Origin of the sequence: Alcanivorax sp. NBRC 101098 (assembly GCF_001010505.1) — a bacterium.
Classification (GTDB): domain Bacteria; phylum Pseudomonadota; class Gammaproteobacteria; order Pseudomonadales; family Alcanivoracaceae; genus Alcanivorax; species Alcanivorax borkumensis.
This window is the reverse complement of record NZ_AP014613.1, coordinates 1,083,425-1,101,777: the sequence shown is the minus strand read 5'-3', so window position 1 is coordinate 1,101,777 and position 18,353 is coordinate 1,083,425. Positions and strand designations below refer to the sequence as shown.

Annotated in this window: 12 protein-coding genes and 1 tRNA gene; 6 read left to right on the top strand and 7 right to left on the bottom strand. The window is 54.0% G+C overall.

Annotated elements, in window-relative coordinates; genetic code table 11:
• Positions 1-73: 73 nt before the first annotated feature.
• From AS19_RS05065 to smc, 4 genes are all read right to left on the bottom strand, one after another.
• Positions 74-655, bottom strand: a complete 582-nt coding sequence (locus tag AS19_RS05065) for a transglycosylase SLT domain-containing protein (RefSeq protein ID WP_011588234.1) — start codon at positions 653-655, stop codon at positions 74-76.
• A complete protein-coding gene (ligA, locus tag AS19_RS05060) occupies positions 652-2,985 on the bottom strand; it encodes an NAD-dependent DNA ligase LigA (protein WP_046961811.1) in 2,334 nt (777 codons plus the stop codon). The genes AS19_RS05065 and ligA overlap by 4 nt, the downstream gene beginning before the upstream one ends.
• A 246-nt stretch (positions 2,986-3,231) precedes the next feature.
• Positions 3,232-4,152, bottom strand: coding sequence for a cell division protein ZipA (zipA, locus tag AS19_RS05055; RefSeq protein ID WP_046961810.1), 921 nt, complete (start codon positions 4,150-4,152; stop codon positions 3,232-3,234).
• Positions 4,153-4,207: 55 nt separating this feature from the next.
• Entirely contained in the window at positions 4,208-7,708 is a 3,501-nt protein-coding gene (gene smc / locus AS19_RS05050) for a chromosome segregation protein SMC (RefSeq protein ID WP_011588231.1), read from the bottom strand.
• Positions 7,709-8,143: 435 nt separating this feature from the next.
• On the opposite strand from smc, the gene cysZ reads away from it, so the two are divergent.
• Positions 8,144-9,010, top strand: a complete 867-nt coding sequence (gene cysZ, locus AS19_RS05045; RefSeq protein ID WP_046961809.1) for a sulfate transporter CysZ — start codon at positions 8,144-8,146, stop codon at positions 9,008-9,010.
• A 132-nt stretch (positions 9,011-9,142) separates the two neighbouring features.
• Here cysZ and uvrB read toward each other — a convergent pair whose 3' ends face one another.
• Positions 9,143-11,158 carry an excinuclease ABC subunit UvrB gene (gene uvrB, locus AS19_RS05040; RefSeq protein ID WP_046961808.1) on the bottom strand — a complete coding sequence of 672 codons (2,016 nt, stop codon included), beginning with the start codon at positions 11,156-11,158 and terminating at the stop codon, positions 9,143-9,145.
• Positions 11,159-11,541: 383 nt separating this feature from the next.
• On the opposite strand from uvrB, the gene AS19_RS05035 reads away from it, so the two are divergent.
• From AS19_RS05035 to AS19_RS05015, 5 genes are all read left to right on the top strand, one after another.
• On the top strand, positions 11,542-12,732 hold the full coding sequence (locus AS19_RS05035; protein WP_011588228.1) for a pyridoxal phosphate-dependent aminotransferase: 1,191 nt from the start codon (positions 11,542-11,544) through the stop codon (positions 12,730-12,732).
• A gap of 68 nt (positions 12,733-12,800) precedes the next feature.
• Positions 12,801-12,876 (top strand) — tRNA-Asn (locus AS19_RS05030).
• A 229-nt stretch (positions 12,877-13,105) separates the two neighbouring features.
• The gene (locus AS19_RS05025; RefSeq protein ID WP_046961807.1) at positions 13,106-14,392 is read left to right on the top strand and encodes an exopolysaccharide biosynthesis polyprenyl glycosylphosphotransferase; all 1,287 of its coding nucleotides are present in this window, start codon (positions 13,106-13,108) and stop codon (positions 14,390-14,392) included.
• On the top strand, positions 14,392-15,270 hold the full coding sequence (locus AS19_RS05020; RefSeq protein ID WP_011588226.1) for a glycosyltransferase family 2 protein: 879 nt from the start codon (positions 14,392-14,394) through the stop codon (positions 15,268-15,270). The genes AS19_RS05025 and AS19_RS05020 overlap by 1 nt, the downstream gene beginning before the upstream one ends.
• A 13-nt stretch (positions 15,271-15,283) precedes the next feature.
• Entirely contained in the window at positions 15,284-16,096 is an 813-nt protein-coding gene (locus AS19_RS05015; RefSeq protein ID WP_231860978.1) for a glycosyltransferase family 2 protein, read from the top strand.
• Between the two features lie 17 nt (positions 16,097-16,113).
• Here the strand turns inward: AS19_RS05015 and AS19_RS05010 are convergent, their stop codons facing one another.
• A complete protein-coding gene (locus tag AS19_RS05010; RefSeq protein WP_011588224.1) occupies positions 16,114-16,959 on the bottom strand; it encodes a sulfotransferase in 846 nt (281 codons plus the stop codon).
• A gap of 37 nt (positions 16,960-16,996) precedes the next feature.
• Complete coding sequence (locus AS19_RS05005; RefSeq protein ID WP_046961806.1) at positions 16,997-18,277, bottom strand: oligosaccharide flippase family protein; 1,281 nt, start codon at positions 18,275-18,277, stop codon at positions 16,997-16,999.
• Positions 18,278-18,353 lie beyond the last annotated feature (76 nt).

Below are 18,353 nucleotides of genomic sequence, written 5' to 3'. Positions count from 1 at the left end.
AGCACCATTCAAATCAAACCCCGTCATAAGGCAGGGGGTTTTCCTACCATTCCAAACCCATCACTTGTCGCTATTACCTTCCACAGCCCTGCATTTGTTGCTCATATCGGTTCGCCATGGAGGCGGTGCGCTGGGCGGCGCCTTTCATCCATTTGTTGTTTTTCCAGGTGCCGCGGGCATAGCCGCCGTGGCCGGCGTAGTAGTTCAGATAAAGGTTGTAGGTATCGTTACGGGCCACGCCATTTTTCTTGTAACTCTGGTAGTGATACCAGCCGACAAATCGCACCGCATCCTTGAAATCATTGCGCTTTACGCCACGGCGACCGGTGGCGTCTTTGTACCAATTCCAAGTGCCGTCCAGCGCCTGAGGATAGCCATAGGCCGACGACGGGCGTTTCCAGGGGATAAAACCCAATAGCTTGGTGCGCGGCGGTTTCGCTCTAGCATTAAACCCCGACTCTTTGTAGATCGTTGCCATCAGCACGGGCACCGGCACCCCGTACTCTTTTTCCGTGTTCTTGGCGTATTTGTACCAGTTATTGAACCAGCCCCCCCGCTGATCAAACACCGCACAGACATTATCTGTATGCGTCGGTGTGGCAGCACATCCACTCAGAAATAGTACTACCAAAAGCAGGGTTAGCCAGACTTTCATAACGCTCCCGGATCAATACCGTGCTGGTTCAATAGGGACAGTAGCGCAGCTTCATCGCATACCTCAATGCCCAACGATTCCGCTTTCGCCAGTTTGGAGCCCGCAGATGCACCTGCCACCACCGTGCGAGTATTTTTAGACACCGACCCAGCCACTTTGGCGCCCAGCTGCTGTAGAGCCTGTTTAGCCTGATTCCGGGTAAACTGCTCAAGTGTCCCGGTCAGTACCCAGGTCTGCCCTTCTAAAGGATGACTTTCCATTTCCTGGGGGGCACGGGCAGCCATATCAGCAACCTTTTTTTCCGCATCCTGCAGCCGGCCTCGCCAGTCATTTTCCGCCAACGCCTTGGCCATCTGTGTCATAACCCCGGAGCGTACGCCCTTGGGTTCGGCGCCGGCCCCTTCAGCCGCCGCCGCACTCAATTCAGCGACCGTGGGGAAATGGCTACCCAAGATGTCCAGTGACTTGTCACCAATCCCTTCAAGATTCATGCCCAATCGCTTGGCGGACTTTAACAATTGCGCCAACGTCAGGCTTTTCACAAAGGCAGCAGACGGTACTCCGCTGGCCTGTGGGCTCACCCCCTGCGCCAACAAACCGTCGATCACCGCCTCGTTATCACTTTCGGCAAAGAAAGCACCGATGGCCTTGGCCACTTCCAGACCCACATCCGGCACCGCCAGCAACAACAACAACGGAGCATGGCGAATGCTATCCAGATCGCCAAAACAGTCAGCCAGATTCTTGGCGGTTTCTTCACCAATCTGTAGGATCCCCAGCGCGAACAGGAAGCGGCCTAACCCCACGGTTTTAGAGGCTTCCAGCGCCGCAATAAGATTATCCGCCGATTTCTCCCCCATGCGCTCCAGGCCCGCCACCTGCTCGGCTTTCAAGCGGTACAGATCGGCCACAGTGGTAATCAGCTCCTGATCCACCAGCGCATCCACTAGCTTGTCACCCAGCCCATCAATATCCATGGCCCGGCGGGAGGCAAAATGCTTGATGGCTTCACGCCGTTGAGCGCCACAGATCAAGCCGCCGGTACAGCGCGCCACCACTTGATCATGGCCACGCAGAATTTCACTACCACACACCGGGCACGACGACGGCAAAGCAATGCCTTGTGCATTTGCCGGACGTCGCTCTGGCAGTGCCCGCACCACCTTGGGAATCACATCGCCGGCCCGGTACACCACCACGGTATCGCCAATGCGAATATCCAAGCGCTGAATTTCATCAATATTGTGTAGCGTGGCATTGCTAACGATCACCCCGCCCACGTGCACCGGTTCCAACCGCGCCACCGGCGTCAGCGCCCCGGTACGGCCTACCTGCCAATCCACACCGTTCAGCACGGTGAGCTCTTCCTGGGCGGGAAATTTGTGGGCGATGGCCCAGCGCGGCGCCCGGCTAACAAAGCCCAGGTCATCCTGCCAGTCGAAGCGGTTCACCTTGTACACCACACCATCAATGTCGTAATCCAGATGCTCGCGTTTTTCCAAGATGCCCTGATAAAAACGCAGCAAGGCCTCTACCCCGTGACAAACACGAATCTCCGGGTTTACGCGTAAACCCCAGTCGCGTAATGCATCAAGCATGGCCGAATGGGTAGGCGGATGCTCCCAGCCTTCCAGCTGGGCCATGGAGTAGGCATAAAATTCCAGCGGGCGGCTGGCAGTGATGCGAGAATCCAATTGCCGCAAACTGCCTGCCGCGGCATTACGAGGGTTAGCAAAAAGCTTTAGCCCAGCCTCTTGCTGGCGAGCATTAAGCTCCTCAAAGCCAGCGTGGGGCATGACCACTTCACCGCGCACTTCCAACCGCTTAGGCACATCATTGCCACGCAGTTTAAGAGGCACCGAGCGAATAGTTCTGGCATTCACGGTAATATTCTCACCGGTTTGCCCATCGCCGCGGGTGGCCGCCCGCACCAACTCACCGTTCTCATAAAGCAACGACACCGCCAACCCGTCGAGCTTGGGCTCGGCCACGTAATCAATGATTTCGCTCACATCCAAGCGTTCACGAATACGCTTATCAAAGGCCCGTAGCTCCTCATCATCGAAGGCATTGTCCAGGCTCAACATCGGCACTTCATGCTGCACCTGCTCAAACGCATCCAACGGCACATCACCCACCCGCTGGGTGGGCGAATCTGCGGTAACTAGATCAGGGTATTGCGCTTCCAGGTCTTTCAGTGCGCGAAATACCCGATCGTACTCCGCATCCGGCACCGCCGGGTCATCTTGAACATAGTAACGGTAGGACCAGTCGTTAAGCTGATCACGGAGGGATTGTGCTTGCAGGGAAGAATCGTTGTTATTCGTCACAGTGGTCGCAGCAGTGAGAGTTTAGTGATTGAAAAGGCGGGGTGCGTTGAACGCGTAAAGCTTAACGTTGAAACACGGGCTGTCGCCTCGTTATTGGAAAGGCCACGCCAGCGATTTTCAGTAAGGGCGCAGCAAGAACCCAAAAATACAAGTACCGTTGAGGTCCGACAATCTACGCTGCACGCCCCCTAAAGCGCCAAGATAGGGCTTGGCTTTTGCTTTTCAACGTTAAACGTTCAACTGCTTTTACACGCTCGGCACCCGTTGGCGCCGTTCGAATTCTTGCACGCGCTGACGTAGGTGTTCCATGGTCTGCGGGGTCAATACGCTGTGCTGTTCATCTTTGAGTTCACCATCCAGTTCCGAAGCCAGCCGTTGGCAAATAGACAGCATCTTGTCCAATGCGCCCATGGCATCAGTAGGCCCCGGCAGTTTCAGAAAGAATGTCACCCCGGCAAACGTCTTGCTCTCCATGGTATCCAAATCAAAAGTGCCGGGCTCAACCGCATTGGCCATGGAAAATTGCAAATCATCCGCACCGTTCACACTTACATGGCGATGGAAAATATTCATGCGACCATAACGCAACCCCGCTTCCAACAGCATGCGCAGTAAAGCGCCACCGTCAAAAGGCGCACCACGGTGGGCAATCAGGTGCACCACGATCACTTCCAGCACGGGCTGAGGCTCGCGGGGCGTTTTCGGTGCGGCCTTAGGCTCTATTCGTGGCTCTTGGCGAGGTGCCTCACGAGGTTCGGGAGTCGATTCTGGCTGTCGCTCTACTGCCGACGGGTTAGGGGCCGGGGCAATCTCTGGCTGGGGCTCGGGCGCCCCCCCCGGTTGAGGCGCCGATCCTTGTTCGGCTTCGAACAGGCTTTGCTGTTCAGCCGTACGGGTATCTGCGGCCGCTTCATCCGGCTCCATTACCATGGGTGGGCGTTCCTTTTGATCCTCTTCCATAGCACGACGGATCACGCGAGCAGAGCCGATTAGCTCTGGGTTATGGCCGCGATCTTCCTCTTCTTCCGGTTGGTCACGGTAACGGGGGTCAATGCGCATACGCAGGCGCCCATGCCGCTCTCTGATCATCCGCCGCATACCGTCGACGAGAATCAGCAGGATCAAAATAACCAGAATGCCAATCAATGTTTCTAAGTTCAGGCCCATCGCCTCTTCTTCCTTGCTTGTGCTGAAGTACCGCTATTACAACGGCACCGACTCCTCACATTGCCGCCATTTCGGCCGCTTCTTCCACATCCACTGATACCAGACGGGAAACCCCTGGCTCATGCATAGTGACACCCATCAGAGTAGCAGCCATCTCCATCGCAATCTTGTTATGTGTGATGTAGATAAATTGCACTTTTGCAGACATTTCCGACACTAGGTTACAGAAACGCCCCACATTCGCATCATCCAGCGGCGCGTCAACCTCATCAAGCAGACAAAACGGTGCGGGATTAAGCTGGAAGATACTGAATACCAGCGACAGCGCGGTCAGCGCCTTTTCCCCACCGGAGAGCAGGTGAATGGTGCTGTTTCGCTTACCCGGGGGCCGCGCCATAATAGTAACACCGGTATCGAGCAGGTCATCGCCAGTGAGTTCCAAATAGGCATGGCCACCCCCGAAGACTTTCGGAAATAGCTCCTGCAGGCCACGGTTAATGCGGTCGAAATATTCTTTGAAACGGGCCCGGGTCTCGCGATCAATCTTGCGAATGGCATTTTCCAGGGTGCCCAAGGCATCTTCCAGGTCGTCATTCTGACTGTCCAGATAGTTCTTGCGCTCGGATTGCTGCTGGTATTCGTCGATGGCCGCCAGGTTAATCTGGCCCAGGCGAGAAATCCGCTGACCAATCATGTCCATTTCCTGTGCCCACTGCTGCTCATCCGCCTCGTCCGGCAGGTTCTCCAGCACCGTATCCAGGTCAAAGTTCTGCTCGGCCAGCTGCTCTGCCACGGTTTGCCGTCGGGTGCTCAGGTCCTGCCACTGCATCCGCTTCTGCTCCATGGTGCTGCGCACTTCCTGGGCCTGGCGTTCGAATTGGCCGCGCTGGCCTTCCAGGTTACGCATTTCATGGTCCACGGTTTCCAGTTCACGGCGAGCTTCGGCCAGCTTGTGCTCGGCTTCCAGGCGCACTTCCAGCTTTTCTTCCAGCTGCATCTGTAATTCGGTGCCCGGCTCGTCGCCTTCGTTGGTCTGCTCTTCGAGCAGCGCCTTGCGCTCGGCCATCATCTGCACCTGAGCTTCCAGGCGACTCAAATTCTGTCGCAGCGAATCCGCTTGGGTGCGAGCACCCTGCACCTCCATAGCCAGCTGATGGGACCGGTCACGATCTTGGCGGGCTTTCTGGCGAGACTCATCCAGGCTCAAACGCAATTCGTCCCGACGGGTGAGCAACGCTTCGCGCTCACCGCTGTCGGTTTCCATCGCGTCCAGCGCTTCGGCCAGCACCGCCCGGGCTTCTTTCAGCTGTTCCTGTTCCTGCTCCAGCTGCTCGTTGGTCTCGTCCATTTCTCGGCCGAGACGCTCACGGCGCATGGTAATCTGCTCCAGACGCACCTGACGGGCACTCACCTGAGCATTGATTTCACCCAGCTCTCGGTTAATTCGGCTCGCTTGTCGCTGCACCTCTTCGCGCTCTTCTTCCAGCTCGGAAATTTGCTCGCGGGTGCTTTCTAGCTGCTCTTTCAGATCATCCACGGTGGCCTGCAGAGTCTCAATCTCGCCGACCAACGCCTCCAACTCGCGGCGGCGTTCGAGGATACCGGCTTCTTGGTCTTCCTCTTTCGCCACTTTCAGCCAATCCGGCCCCAGCCAAATACCGTCACGGGTAACCACGGATTCATGGGCCTCTAACTGACTGCGCAGGGTCAGCGCCGCGTCCAGATTATCGGCCACATAGACCCCTGCTAGCAGGCCTTCCGGTGCCTGACCTTCAACATGGTCGCGCAATAGTGTCGCCTTACTGCCGGCAGTGGCCTTTACCGCCCCCGGGCTAACCAGCGCCAAGCGGCCGTGGGACAGGTCGTCCAACCAATCGTTGAGCTGTTCAAAACCACTCACCGCCACCGCCTGAATGCTATCGCCGAGCACCGCTTCCAGCGCCTTTTCCCAGCCCTCGGCCACTTGCAGCTGGTCCGCCAGCCGCGGTTCATCATCCAGCTCATGGCGGGTGAGCCAATCGCTGACCGCGCCATCATCCCCCATGGCCGCTTTCTGAAGAGCCTCCAATGAGCTGCGTCGGCCCTTCAGGCTTTGCAGCTTTTCGCGGGCCTCATCCAATTGGCGACCCCGGTCACCGTTAGCCCGGCGAAGCTGGTTGATCTCTTCCTGCAGAGATTCGCTGCGCAGTTCGTTTTCTTCCGACTGCCCGCGATATTGCTCAACCTGCTCTTCCAGCTCGCGCATTTCCTGGGCCAGCGGGCCGGCGTCTAGGGATTCCTGTTCTTTTTTCAGCCGGTCAATCCGATCGCGCAAACGCTCCTGGGATTTATCCAGATGCTGAATGCGGGACTGCTCCACCTCCGCCTGACGGCGGGATTCGCCGGATTTGCCGTTAAATTCTTCCCACGCCTGCTGCCAGCTCTGCATAGTCTCTTCAGCCAGTGCCAGCGCTTCGCTGGAGGCTTCCTGTTGCTCGCAGACCATTTCCAGTTCCGGCTCACGCTCCGCCAGAATGGCGTCTAGCTCCGCCACTTTCTCGCTGTCGATGCGCAGGTGTGCATCCGCCTCTTTCCAGCTGGCACGAACTTGATCCAGCTCTTCGTACAATTGCTGCTTGCGCTCACGCTGATGCTGGATGCTCTGCTCTAGGCGCGCCACTTCTGCCCCCAGGGCGTAAAAATGCTGCTGCACTTCGTTGAAGCGCTCCTGCACCTCGTGGTGCTTCTCGCGCAAACGTTCTACTTCCGCATCCACGTGGCGCTGTTCCGCCACTTTTGCTTCCATGGATACGTCCAACTCGCCAATCACATGGTCCAGCTGCTTAACCTGCACATCCAGCCCTTTCCAGCGCAACGCCTTGAGCTGGGCCCCTTTCAGCCGCTCTTCCTCTTTATACTGCTTGTACTTCTCCGCCGCACTGGCCTGGCGGCTCAGGCGTTCGATTTGCCGTGCCAGCTCATCGCGGATATCAGTCAGTCGCTCTAGGTTCTCGCGGGTGCGGCGAATGCGGTTCTCGGTCTCGCGGCGGCGAGCCTTGTACTTAGAAATACCCGCCGCTTCCTCGATATACACCCGCAGCTCTTCCGGCTTGGCTTCAATCAACCGGGAAATCATGCCCTGCTCGATAATGGCGTAGCTGCGCGGTCCCAGACCGGTGCCTAAGAAAATATCGGCAATATCCTTACGCCGGCACTTGGTGTTGTTGAGGAAATAGTTGGACTGGCCATCCCGGGTGACCTGGCGTTTCACGGAGATTTCGTTGAATTTGCCGTATTCACCGGTGACGGTGGCGTCGGAGTTATCAAAAATTAACTCAATAGACGCCTGGGCTACGGGTTTGCGGGCATTGGAACCGTTAAAAATCACGTCCGCCATGGACTCACCACGTAGGTGCTTGGCGGAAGATTCCCCCATGACCCAGCGCACCGCGTCAATAATATTGGACTTGCCACACCCGTTAGGCCCCACCACCGCGGTGAGGTTTTCCGGAAAATAGGTGGTGGTAGGGTCCACAAAGGATTTAAACCCAGCCAGTTTTATTGATTTCAGTCGCATACGATTGCTGTCTCTACGCCGGCAACGGCAAACGCCCTAGGGGCGCCAATAATGAAAGAGCTAAGTCTAGCGACAACCCGGCCCGAATTCATCCGCCGAGACGCTGAGATTACAATAACCACACCACACCGGGTTATATCGCATCCCAACCCCAGCGCACTGCAAAGAAGTGCAAAACATCGCCTACCGCTCCGTATTCCGATTTTATCCATAGGCACATAAACAGCGCAGAAGGTAAGCAGATAAACAGCATGAGCGATTCACCGCGCCACCGCCCCAAGCAAGTAGGCAAGTAAATAAGCCGCCAAAGACCGTTTGCTCCACCTACTGCTGCCACCACCGACCTGCAAGCATGGCTAGCCACAACGCCCACGTCTTTACCTTGCAGCGCGGGGCTTGTAGCGTGTAGCTGCTTTTAACCGCCAAGGATTAGTCGTGTCCCAGATCGCCGATGCCATTACCTACCTAACCCGCAGCCTAAAACTGGCCCGCAGCCCAGAACTGCGACGCTATGTAATTATCCCGCTGATCTTCAACATTTTAGTTTTCGGGGGCCTGTACTGGCTCAGCGGTAGTTGGATTGCAGGCTGGATCACCGCCGCCACGGCAGACTGGGTGCTAACCGGCTTCTGGAGTTTCCTCAATGGCGCCCTACACTTCCTGATCGATGCCGCAGTGGTGTTGGTGTGGATTTTATTGCTTGGTTTGTTCGCCAGCGTGTTTTCCATCGGTGTGCAGCTGATTGCCGCGCCCTTCATGGGCTTTCTGGCAGAAAAAGTGGATATCCAAATCACCGGCCATCCCATGAACGACGAATCTATCCCCGCCATGATCCTGCGTACTTTCAAACGGGAACTGCGTAAAACCTGGTATTGGCTATGGCGCGCCGTGCTGATTTTGTTTGTAGTCTTAGTGATTTACTTTATTCCGGTGGTCAACGTACTGGCATCAGCCATCTGGTTTTTGTGGTCTGGCTGGTTACTGGGCATGCAGTACATCGATTTTGGCGCCGACAATCGCCAGGTGCCCTTTGAGGTGATGCTAGAACGGCTAAAAGAAAAGCGCTGGCTAGTGCTCACCTTCGGCGCCATCGTCATGGCCCTAACCATGATCCCGCTGGTGAACCTGTTCATCATGCCTGTGGCCGTAATCGCGGGGACCCTAATCTGGGTGGAACAACTGGCGCCCAGCACCCCATCGCCCGGCTCACAGCAAACCATTAACGCCGTAGGCTCTCCCTTGCAAAGCACGCAACTTGCGCAGCAAGAGAATCGCCCGCAGGGCAATCGGGTAGAGCCCTAGACTGTGGGTCCGCTTTTAATAAGCGGACTTTCCTGACCAAGGCTCGGGTTCGCACCGTGGGAAGATGGGCGATTGTGTAACAGTGAAGGCGCCAATACACAAAGGGTTGGCGGCTACCGACAACGGGTATCTCTAGCGCATAAAACCCAGCTCTCTGAGCTGGTGAATCTTGTCGCGGGTGGCGGCGGCATCCTCGAACTCCAGGTTCTTGGCATGTTCCATCATCTTCGCTTCCAGCGCTTTGATTTCCTTGGCCACTTGCGCCGGTGAGCGGGCATCCAGATAATCTGACGGAGACTCGGCCACTTTCTTTTCGCCCTTGTACTTGCGATCAAAACGGCTGCCACCGCTGTCATCCATAATGTCACGAATCTTCTTATTCAGCCCTTGCGGGGTGATGCCATTGGCCTTGTTGAAGGCCTCCTGCTTCTCGCGACGACGATCCGTCTCGTCGATAGCCCGCTCCATGGAGCCGGTCATCTTGTCCGCATAGAGAATCGCGCGGCCATCCACATTCCGGGCAGCCCGGCCGATGGTCTGGATCAGTGACCGGTCGGAGCGCAGAAAGCCCTCCTTGTCCGCATCCAGAATCGCCACCAGCGCCACTTCTGGCATGTCCAGCCCTTCACGCAGCAAGTTAATCCCCACCAGCACATCGAACTTGCCCAAGCGCAGATCGCGAATAATTTCCACTCGCTCCACTGTATCAATATCGGAATGCAGATAACGCACCCGAATACCATGCTCATTCAGGTATTCAGTGAGATCCTCTGCCATGCGCTTGGTCAGCGTGGTCACCAACACCCGCTGCTCTTTGGCAATGCATTCCTTGGCTTCGCCGAGCAGATCATCCACCTGAGTGGTCGCCGGACGGATCTCGATTTTCGGGTCCACCAGGCCGGTGGGGCGCACCACCTGCTCCACCACCTGCCCAGCGTATTTCTTCTCATAGGGCCCTGGAGTAGCAGACACAAAAACCATTTGTGGCGCCAGCAGCTCCCATTCCTCGAACTTCAGTGGCCGGTTATCCATGGCAGAGGGCAACCGGAACCCGAAACTTACCAGGGTTTCTTTACGCGAGCGGTCGCCCTTATACATGGCGCCCAACTGGGGGATGGTGACGTGGGACTCATCGGCAATCAGCAGCGCATTGTCCGGCAGGTAATCAAACAGGGTGGGCGGAGCATCGCCGGGGGCACGACCAGAAAACAACCGGGAGTAGTTTTCTACTCCATTGCAATAACCCAGCTCCTGCAGCATTTCAATGTCAAAGCGGGTGCGCTGCTCCAACCGCTGGGCTTCCACCAGCTTGTTCTGCTCCTTAAGTTCGGCCAGCCGCTCGGCCAACTCTTCCTTAATCATCTCCACCGCCTTGAGCACGGTTTCCCTTGGCGTCACGTAATGGCTCTTGGGGTAGATGGTGGTGCGGCTAATACGACGAATCACCTCACCGGTAAGAGGATCAAAGATGCTGATGGATTCCACCTCATCATCGAACAGCTCAATACGAACCGCTTCCTTTTCCTCTTCCGCCGGGAAGATATCAATCACATCCCCACGCACTCGGTAAGTGGCGCGGCGAAAATCCATCTCGTTACGGGTGTACTGCAGCTCCGCCAACCGTCGCAACAGCTCACGCTGATCGATATGATCGCCGCGCACTAAATGCAGCACCATGGCGTGGTAACTGGCGGGATCACCCAGCCCGTAAATGGCCGACACGGTGGCCACGATAATGGTGTCCGGTCGTTCCAATATCGCCTTGGTGGCAGACAGTCGCATTTGCTCGATCTGCTCATTCACCGAGGCATCTTTCTCGATAAACGTATCGGAGCTGGGCACATAGGCTTCCGGCTGATAGTAATCGTAGTAAGAAACAAAATACTCCACCGCGTTTTCGGGGAAAAACTCTCGGAACTCCCCGTACAACTGAGCAGCCAGCGTCTTGTTCGGCGCCATGATGATGGTGGGCCGGCCCGTTTGCGCAATCACATTTGCCATGGTGAACGTCTTACCCGAACCGGTCACCCCCAGCAGCGTCTGGTGGCCTAGGCCATCATCAATACCCTCAATCAGCTGCGCAATGGCGGTGGGCTGATCACCGGCGGGCTGGTAGTCGGAATGGAGTTTGAAGAGGCTTTCAGACATTTGGGCTTCCTGATGGCTACTGCCCTCCCGACGACGGGAAAACAGCAAAAGTCATGCGTGCAAAATCACCGGGTAGTGTACCAGAGCCAGCAGATCAAATGCGTGATGATCCATGTTGCCCACTGGAGCGGTGGCTCCAGTGAATGGGATTTGAGAGGGAATAGAGACGCAATCGCAGCCAAACGACCGCTCCGACAAAAACGCTTACCTCCCCCAGCCACCTGTAAGAGTGATCGTTCAACCACGATGGCGATCAAAGAGCGACCCCATCAGGAAATACGGGACATTGGCACCCGAATCCGGTAAAGTTCCAGCCCCTTTCTGTGTCGATCGGTACGTTAAAAAAACGTGGCCAATCAACTATCAAGATGAACGAGGAGTGCATGTCCGATATCAGCCTTTCCGACCGCGTACAACGCATCAAGCCGTCTCCCACCCTTGCCATTACCGCCAAAGCCGGTGAACTCCGCGCACAGGGCAAAGACATTATTGGGCTGGGTGCCGGTGAGCCGGATTTCGATACCCCGGAACATATCAAGCAGGCCGCCATTGAGGCGATCAACGCCGGCAAAACCAAGTACACCCCGGTGGACGGCACTCCCGGCCTGAAAAATGCCATTATCGACAAATTCCAGCGCGATAATGGCCTATCCTACGAGCCCGGCCAGGTGCTGGTGTCCAGTGGTGGCAAGCAGAGCTTCTTCAACATGGCATTGGCCCTGTTGAATGACGGCGACGAAGCCATCATCCCGGCCCCCTACTGGGTGAGCTACCCGGACATGGTGTTGGTTGCCGGTGGTGTCCCAAAAATCATCGAAACGGACGTGAACAGCCGCTTCAAGATCACCCCGGAACAGCTGGAAGCAGCGATCACGCCGAAAACCCGCCTGTTCGTGATCAACAGCCCATCCAACCCCTCCGGCATGGCTTATTCCCTTGAAGAGCTCGCCGCCTTGGGTGAAGTACTCAAGAAACACCCAAACATCATCGTCGCCACCGACGATATGTACGAACACATCCTGTGGACAGGCAAACCCTTCGTAAACATCGTCAACGCCACCCCTGAGCTGTATGACCGCACCGTGGTCATGAACGGTGTCTCTAAAGCCTACTCCATGACGGGCTGGCGCATCGGTTACGCAGCAGGCCCGCAGAAGCTGATTGCTGCCATGAAGAAGGTGCAGTCCCAGTCCACCTCCAACCCAGCCTCCATCAGCCAGGCTGCAGCGGAAGCGGCGTTAGCCGGCGATCAAGGCTGCGTAGACGAGATGGTTAAAGCATTTAAAGAGCGTCACGACTATCTCACCGACGCACTGGATGCCCTGCCCGGCGTTAAATGCGCTAAAGGCGACGGCACTTTCTATGCCTTCCCGGACTTCTCCGACGCCATTGCCAACATGGATGGCGTGGAGTCCGACACTGATCTGGCTACCCTGCTACTGGAAACCGCCGAAGTGGCCTTGGTACCCGGTTCCGCCTTCGGCGCACCTGGCTGCATGCGCCTGTCTTTTGCCGTTGGCATGGACACACTGAAGGACGCTATTCGCCGAATTGAGCAAGCATTGGCTAAATAAGCAACAAACGCGCCTCCGGGGTGTTGACGACCCCGAGAGGCGTCACTAATATACGCGCCTCAAGACATTCCGCCTTAGCTCAGTTGGTAGAGCAAATGACTGTTAATCATTGGGTCGCTGGTTCGAGCCCAGCAGGCGGAGCCAAATAAGAGAAGGGCTTATCCATCGGGTAAGCCCTTTTTCTTTGCCCAATGGTTACCTCCTCTACAGCCAGCTGCTGCCCTCTACTCAGCCCGCCATCCAGTCACAAGCCCCGTTAAGCCTTAACCGAATTGTGGATACCAACAGGCATGGTAGAATTCCCAGCCTCGCCTATGAATTGTCGATAACACGGAGACAGGCTTTGACACTGCCCACCCGAAATGAGTTGAGCATGCATCAGGACCCAATCTCCATAACGCCATCACGCCACAACCGCTGGTATGAGCGAATCCTCCTGAATCCAGCATTCGGCCACCTTATTGCATTGGCCATTATTACCCTGGGCGCACAATTTCTTAGCTATCAATCCTGGGTTCAAAACGCTAATCAGGGGATTACCCTCGCCCTACTGGTGCTTTGCTACGCAGTCACGGCCTATTTGAGCAGCAACATCGCTAAATTTGTTGGAAGGCGAGCCATCCCCTATAACCTGGCCACAGTATTGATTGCTGTCGGCTTAGTGTTCACCTTGGTACTGTTTACCCGAATCGGCTATGCACGCACCTCACTTATCATCGGCCTTTCCCTGCTACTAACAATCCGCATCATCTCGGTTCTTATCAACCGCCGTTTTCGATACTTGAAGTTAGCCTGCGTCCCAACAGAGAGAATTGACAACATTCTTCCTCCGGTTTCTAAGAGTTTTGAATACCGTCTTCTGGACAACCCCAGTATGGGGGAAACCCGGTACGACGGGCTAATTGTCGATATGGAAGAACAACTTGAAGACCAATGGATACGTTTTGTGAGTCACTGCAATATTGCAGGACTGCCCGTGTTCAATGCCCGCAAGGTTGCAGAGACCATCAATGGCAAAGTAAACCTTTCTACTTTGCAAAGCATAGACTTGGCCAATCTTCAGCCACAACCGGTCTATCTGGCGGGCAAACGCGCGCTGGATGTACTGCTTACGCTGCTTGTAGCTCCCCTACTAATCCCTTTTTGCCTGATCGTCGCGCTCCTGATCAAGCTCGACTCTCCCGGCCCTGCTATTTTTGTTCAGCAAAGGATCGGAAAGGGGAATCGTATTTTCAGAATGTACAAGTTCCGCTCAATGCGGCCTAGAGAAGAAGATGAAGGCACGGCGCAGTTTGCCGACCAGGATGCATACCGCATTACCCGCCTGGGGGCATTTATCCGCAAAGTGCGCATCGATGAACTCCCACAGTTTCTGAACATCCTGAAAGGTGAAATGAGCCTGATTGGCCCACGCCCCGAACAGCCAGAGTTTGTAGAGCAATTCGAAGAAGAAGTTCCTTACTACAGCTATCGACACATCGTGCGGCCAGGCATCACCGGCTGGGCCCAAGTCAATCAAGGCTACGCCAGCGACACTGAAAGTACACGAGAGAAGGTAGAACACGACTTCTACTACATCAAGAACCTATCCCCTGCACTCGACTTTCTGATTGTAATGCGGACATTAAAAACCATGGCCACAGGATTTGGGGCACTATAATGCACGATAGCAACCCGAAAATTTCCGTCATTATCCCCATCTACCAGCACTGGGAACTCACTAAGGTTCTGTTTTCTGCCTTGGCCAGACAAACACTGCCGAAAAGTCTCTGGGAATGCTTCATCGTTGATAACGGCTCGGATGTTGTGCCAGCAGCAGACACTCTACCGGATTTCGTAAACCTGCTTGAGTGCCACCAACCCGGCTCCTATGCAGCGCGCAACCTGGCACTTCAGCAAGCCCAAGGGGAACTACTGGTCTTCACTGACGCCGATTGCCGACCAAATCCCGACTGGCTAGAAATCATCTGGCGCCAGCACCTGGGCTGCAAAAAACCCACTCTGATTGCTGGTGGAGTCACTGTTCTGCGCTTTGACAATCTGAAACCTAACTGGATAGAAGTGTACGACATGGCAATGGGATTACCTCAGGAACGTTACACACGACACGGCTACGCGGTGACAGCCAATTTATCCATTCCCAGGACAGTATTTGACAAAGTGGGCGTCTTTGACGACCAACGCTTTTCAGGTGGTGATGCAGAGTTCTGTCAACGTGCAGGTCGGGCAAACATTCCTCTTGTATACTTACCTGAAGCCAATGTGGATCATCCAACTCGCCATAGCTGGGAGGAACTCACCACCAAGCTCAAGCGGGTAAAGGGGGGCCAGGTTCGTTCAGGCCCAGTGAGACGCCGAGCAAAGTTCATCGTAAAAACCTTTATACCCCCGGTTTGGGCATACTGGTTTGTCATCAGCAGCCCTAAAATCAATCGCTGCCAGAAAGTTTCATCTCTTCTCATTCAAACCCGATTATGGCTAACCGAGATGGCAATCACAGTTCGACTCTTGGCAAACGGCACGATGGAACGGCGCTGATATGGATGTAAATATGATTCCTGAAGTTTCAATCATCACACCATGCTATAACGCCCGGCACACATTGGCCCGGACTATCGAATCGGTACTCTCCCAGAACTTTCTGTCATGGGAGCTACTATTAGTCGACGATAAATCTACTGATGACACAGATCAGCACGCTCAAGCATTTTGTGATCGTGATAACAGAATCAAACTGATACGGCTAAAAGAAAATAGCGGTGCAGCAGTTGCGAGAAACAGAGGCATTGCCTCTGCCAGAGGACGATACATCGCTTTCATCGACGCCGATGATGAGTGGCACAAAGACAAGTTAAGCATTCAGATAAGCCAAATGAAAGAACAAGGCTGGCCCCTGTCGTACACCGCCTATACACGCATAAACCCAGAAGGCGCCTGTATCAACACTGTAGGTGTACCGCCAACCATACACTACCGCCAGTTGTTAAAAACCAATTACATTGGTTGCTCGACCGCTGTATATGACAGCGAGCAGCTAGGTAAAGTCTTTATGCCCGAGCTTCGCAAACGCCAAGACTTCGGCTTGTGGTTAAAAATTCTCAAGAAAACGACATCCGGATACGGAATTAATTTAGCACTAACACGATACTGCGTTCATCAAGACTCTTTGTCTTCCAACAAACGAAATACGGCAGGGTACAACTGGCGATTGTACCGAGATGAAGAGCAGTTGAACGCAATCATGGCAAGCTATTACTTTGCCAATTATGCCTTGCGCGGGGTATTAAGAAGTCGATTTCCCAAACTTGCCCTTTTCTTGGGAATCCACTTTCCTGTTCCCGCTCAATCTTCGAACGCCCGATAATACAAATATCTCGGGTGTCAGGAACACCCGTTACTCTCATCATCTGTCGGAAAGTAGCAATCTTCAAGGCCGTGATACCCTAGGGCTTGCGCAACAACCGACACCCGCCTCCAGACATAAAGAGCCTGCTCTTCATCAAGAACTTTTCGCCAAGCCCCATTATTAACCCGGATTCTGGACTTAACCTGATCCCTGCGAACCACCATATTCCCCTTTAACACGGCAGAGTCATACGCCGTTTTTCCTTCCTCCAGTATTGACGGATCAAAACTGTCGCCAATAAATTCAAACAAGGAAATAAAGGTCGCTTCAGGGGCCGCAGTCAGGTCTTCATAGCGAACAACATAGACATTACCAGAACCTGCGATTCCAGCGACGATGTGATTATCGTTAACCCATCTCTCAATGGCCAGATCAAGGTCACCAAAACGTTTGAATAACGATGCCACATTGTCTAAAGGGTTTCTGATTGTCACCAAAACTTTATGGTTAGGCGCAATAACCCCTGCACGGTCGATAAAATAAATATGCTTCGGTGTCTTTTCGAGAACATATTCCTTGCCAAGATATTCTGCGCAATAAACCCATTCGGACAACAACTTTGAAGCCGTAACAAGCGAATTTTTATCCGGCAGAAGAAACTCTGTTTCTCTTCCCACTGCAAAAATATTGGGATGATTGCCCAGCTTCGCAGCAAGCAGGGTCGTGCCACTATGGCCACAACCTGCCACCAACAGTGCTTTCTTGTCAGTTATCACTGGGCTAGCAAACAGGTCTTCAAGCTTCCTAAAAAAAAATCTCGAATAAATGACCAGCGCCTCTTTTATAGAGACTCGGTGAACAACCCTGTATTTGATAATCAAAAAACCTCCGCGTATTCCTTCAGCCTTCAGGATAAAACTAAATAGGAAAGGGGCTTACCTTTACCTGTTTAATCACGAAGTAAGCCAGCACCAGATTCCAGACGATCAATCCTGCTCCAGTAGCCAATGCAGCTCCCACAGCACCATACGTCGGAATCAAAACAAAGCACAGAATCACATTGACGCTCAATGCCAGAATATGACCGGTAACGGCCCTATTTTCCTGATGACTCATTGCCAACACATTGCCAACCGAACCACAAAAAACACTGAACAATTGGCTCGCAGAAAGAATCACTAGTGGCCAAAATGCGTACGCAATATATTCAAGACCAAAAACAAGGCCGACTATCTGCTCACCAAAAAAGAGAAACAGACTCGCCGCAGGTAATGCAAACAAAAGTGCCAACCTGGAAGACAGTCTTAAGGTAGCTTGCAGTTTTTCTCGGTCACTTTGCTTGAAATAACGAGCAATATACGGTGCGACAATCATGTTAACTGTGGTCAATGGAAGAAGCACAAGCGCGGCACCACGGTCAGCCACCCTCATTCCAGCTACGGCTTCAGGTTCACCGAGAATCCCTAGAAGTACAATGGAAATTTGCGCTCCGAGCAATGTAACCGCAGATAAAAGGCTAAATGGAATCAGAGAGCGCGCCCAGAAGCCTATTTCATAAGTCCTATTGCCCTCCCGCATATCCGCAGGCGCTACAAGTACAAAGATTATTACTGCAATGATAAATGCCAAAGAGAAACTTATTAGCTGAGCATAAATGGCGAAGTTTGCACCCTTAATCCCCCAGAGATAAAGCAAAACAACTATCCCAAGAAGCAGAGCGGGTTGGATCAGTCTTAGTGGCAGCTCGGACCAAAAAGGCTGCCCCAGAGCCTTGGACATACCACATCGCACTGAGTTACCACCAATAAAGGGGATAATAAAGATGGCAATGAGCATGATAGCCCATTTTTTTTCTTCAAAGATCTCAGGAAAAAGCTGACTAGCGACCAGAAAAAAAACAAACACAAGAACGGAATAAAGCAATATCCACATCCCTGCCAGAGACACCAGTCCCCTTGCCAGAGAAAATTGTTCAGCCAACCGATAGCTAACTACTTGCCGTGTCGCAAACTGCTGCAAACCACTGGACACAGGAATCGCAAGCAAAGGAACCAATGCCATCGCAAAAGAGTAGTAACCGTATCCCTCTGGTCCAAGCAGCCTGGCCAACAACACACTGGTTGCCAATGTCAGGGGAATCCCCGCAAGACGCATCCCACCTACAGATAAGAAGTTTTTATATAAAACTGATTTGAGCATGTTCCCAACCCACTCTCTTTATATAGAACCGTAAAACAGAAGCTTGGAAAGCACTCATTCAGTCAGCGATAGCTCC

Coding starts and splice junctions, on each gene's coding strand:
- uvrB (WP_046961808.1), bottom strand. CDS start 11,158: ATGTCTGAAAGCCTCTTCAAACTCCATTCCGACTACCAGCCCGCCGGT.
- smc (WP_011588231.1), bottom strand. CDS start 7,708: ATGCGACTGAAATCAATAAAACTGGCTGGGTTTAAATCCTTTGTGGAC.
- AS19_RS05035 (WP_011588228.1), top strand. CDS start 11,542: ATGTCCGATATCAGCCTTTCCGACCGCGTACAACGCATCAAGCCGTCT.
- AS19_RS05065 (WP_011588234.1), bottom strand. CDS start 655: ATGAAAGTCTGGCTAACCCTGCTTTTGGTAGTACTATTTCTGAGTGGA.
- zipA (WP_046961810.1), bottom strand. CDS start 4,152: ATGGGCCTGAACTTAGAAACATTGATTGGCATTCTGGTTATTTTGATC.
- AS19_RS05015 (WP_231860978.1), top strand. CDS start 15,284: ATGATTCCTGAAGTTTCAATCATCACACCATGCTATAACGCCCGGCAC.
- AS19_RS05005 (WP_046961806.1), bottom strand. CDS start 18,277: ATGCTCAAATCAGTTTTATATAAAAACTTCTTATCTGTAGGTGGGATG.
- AS19_RS05020 (WP_011588226.1), top strand. CDS start 14,392: ATGCACGATAGCAACCCGAAAATTTCCGTCATTATCCCCATCTACCAG.
- AS19_RS05025 (WP_046961807.1), top strand. CDS start 13,106: ATGCATCAGGACCCAATCTCCATAACGCCATCACGCCACAACCGCTGG.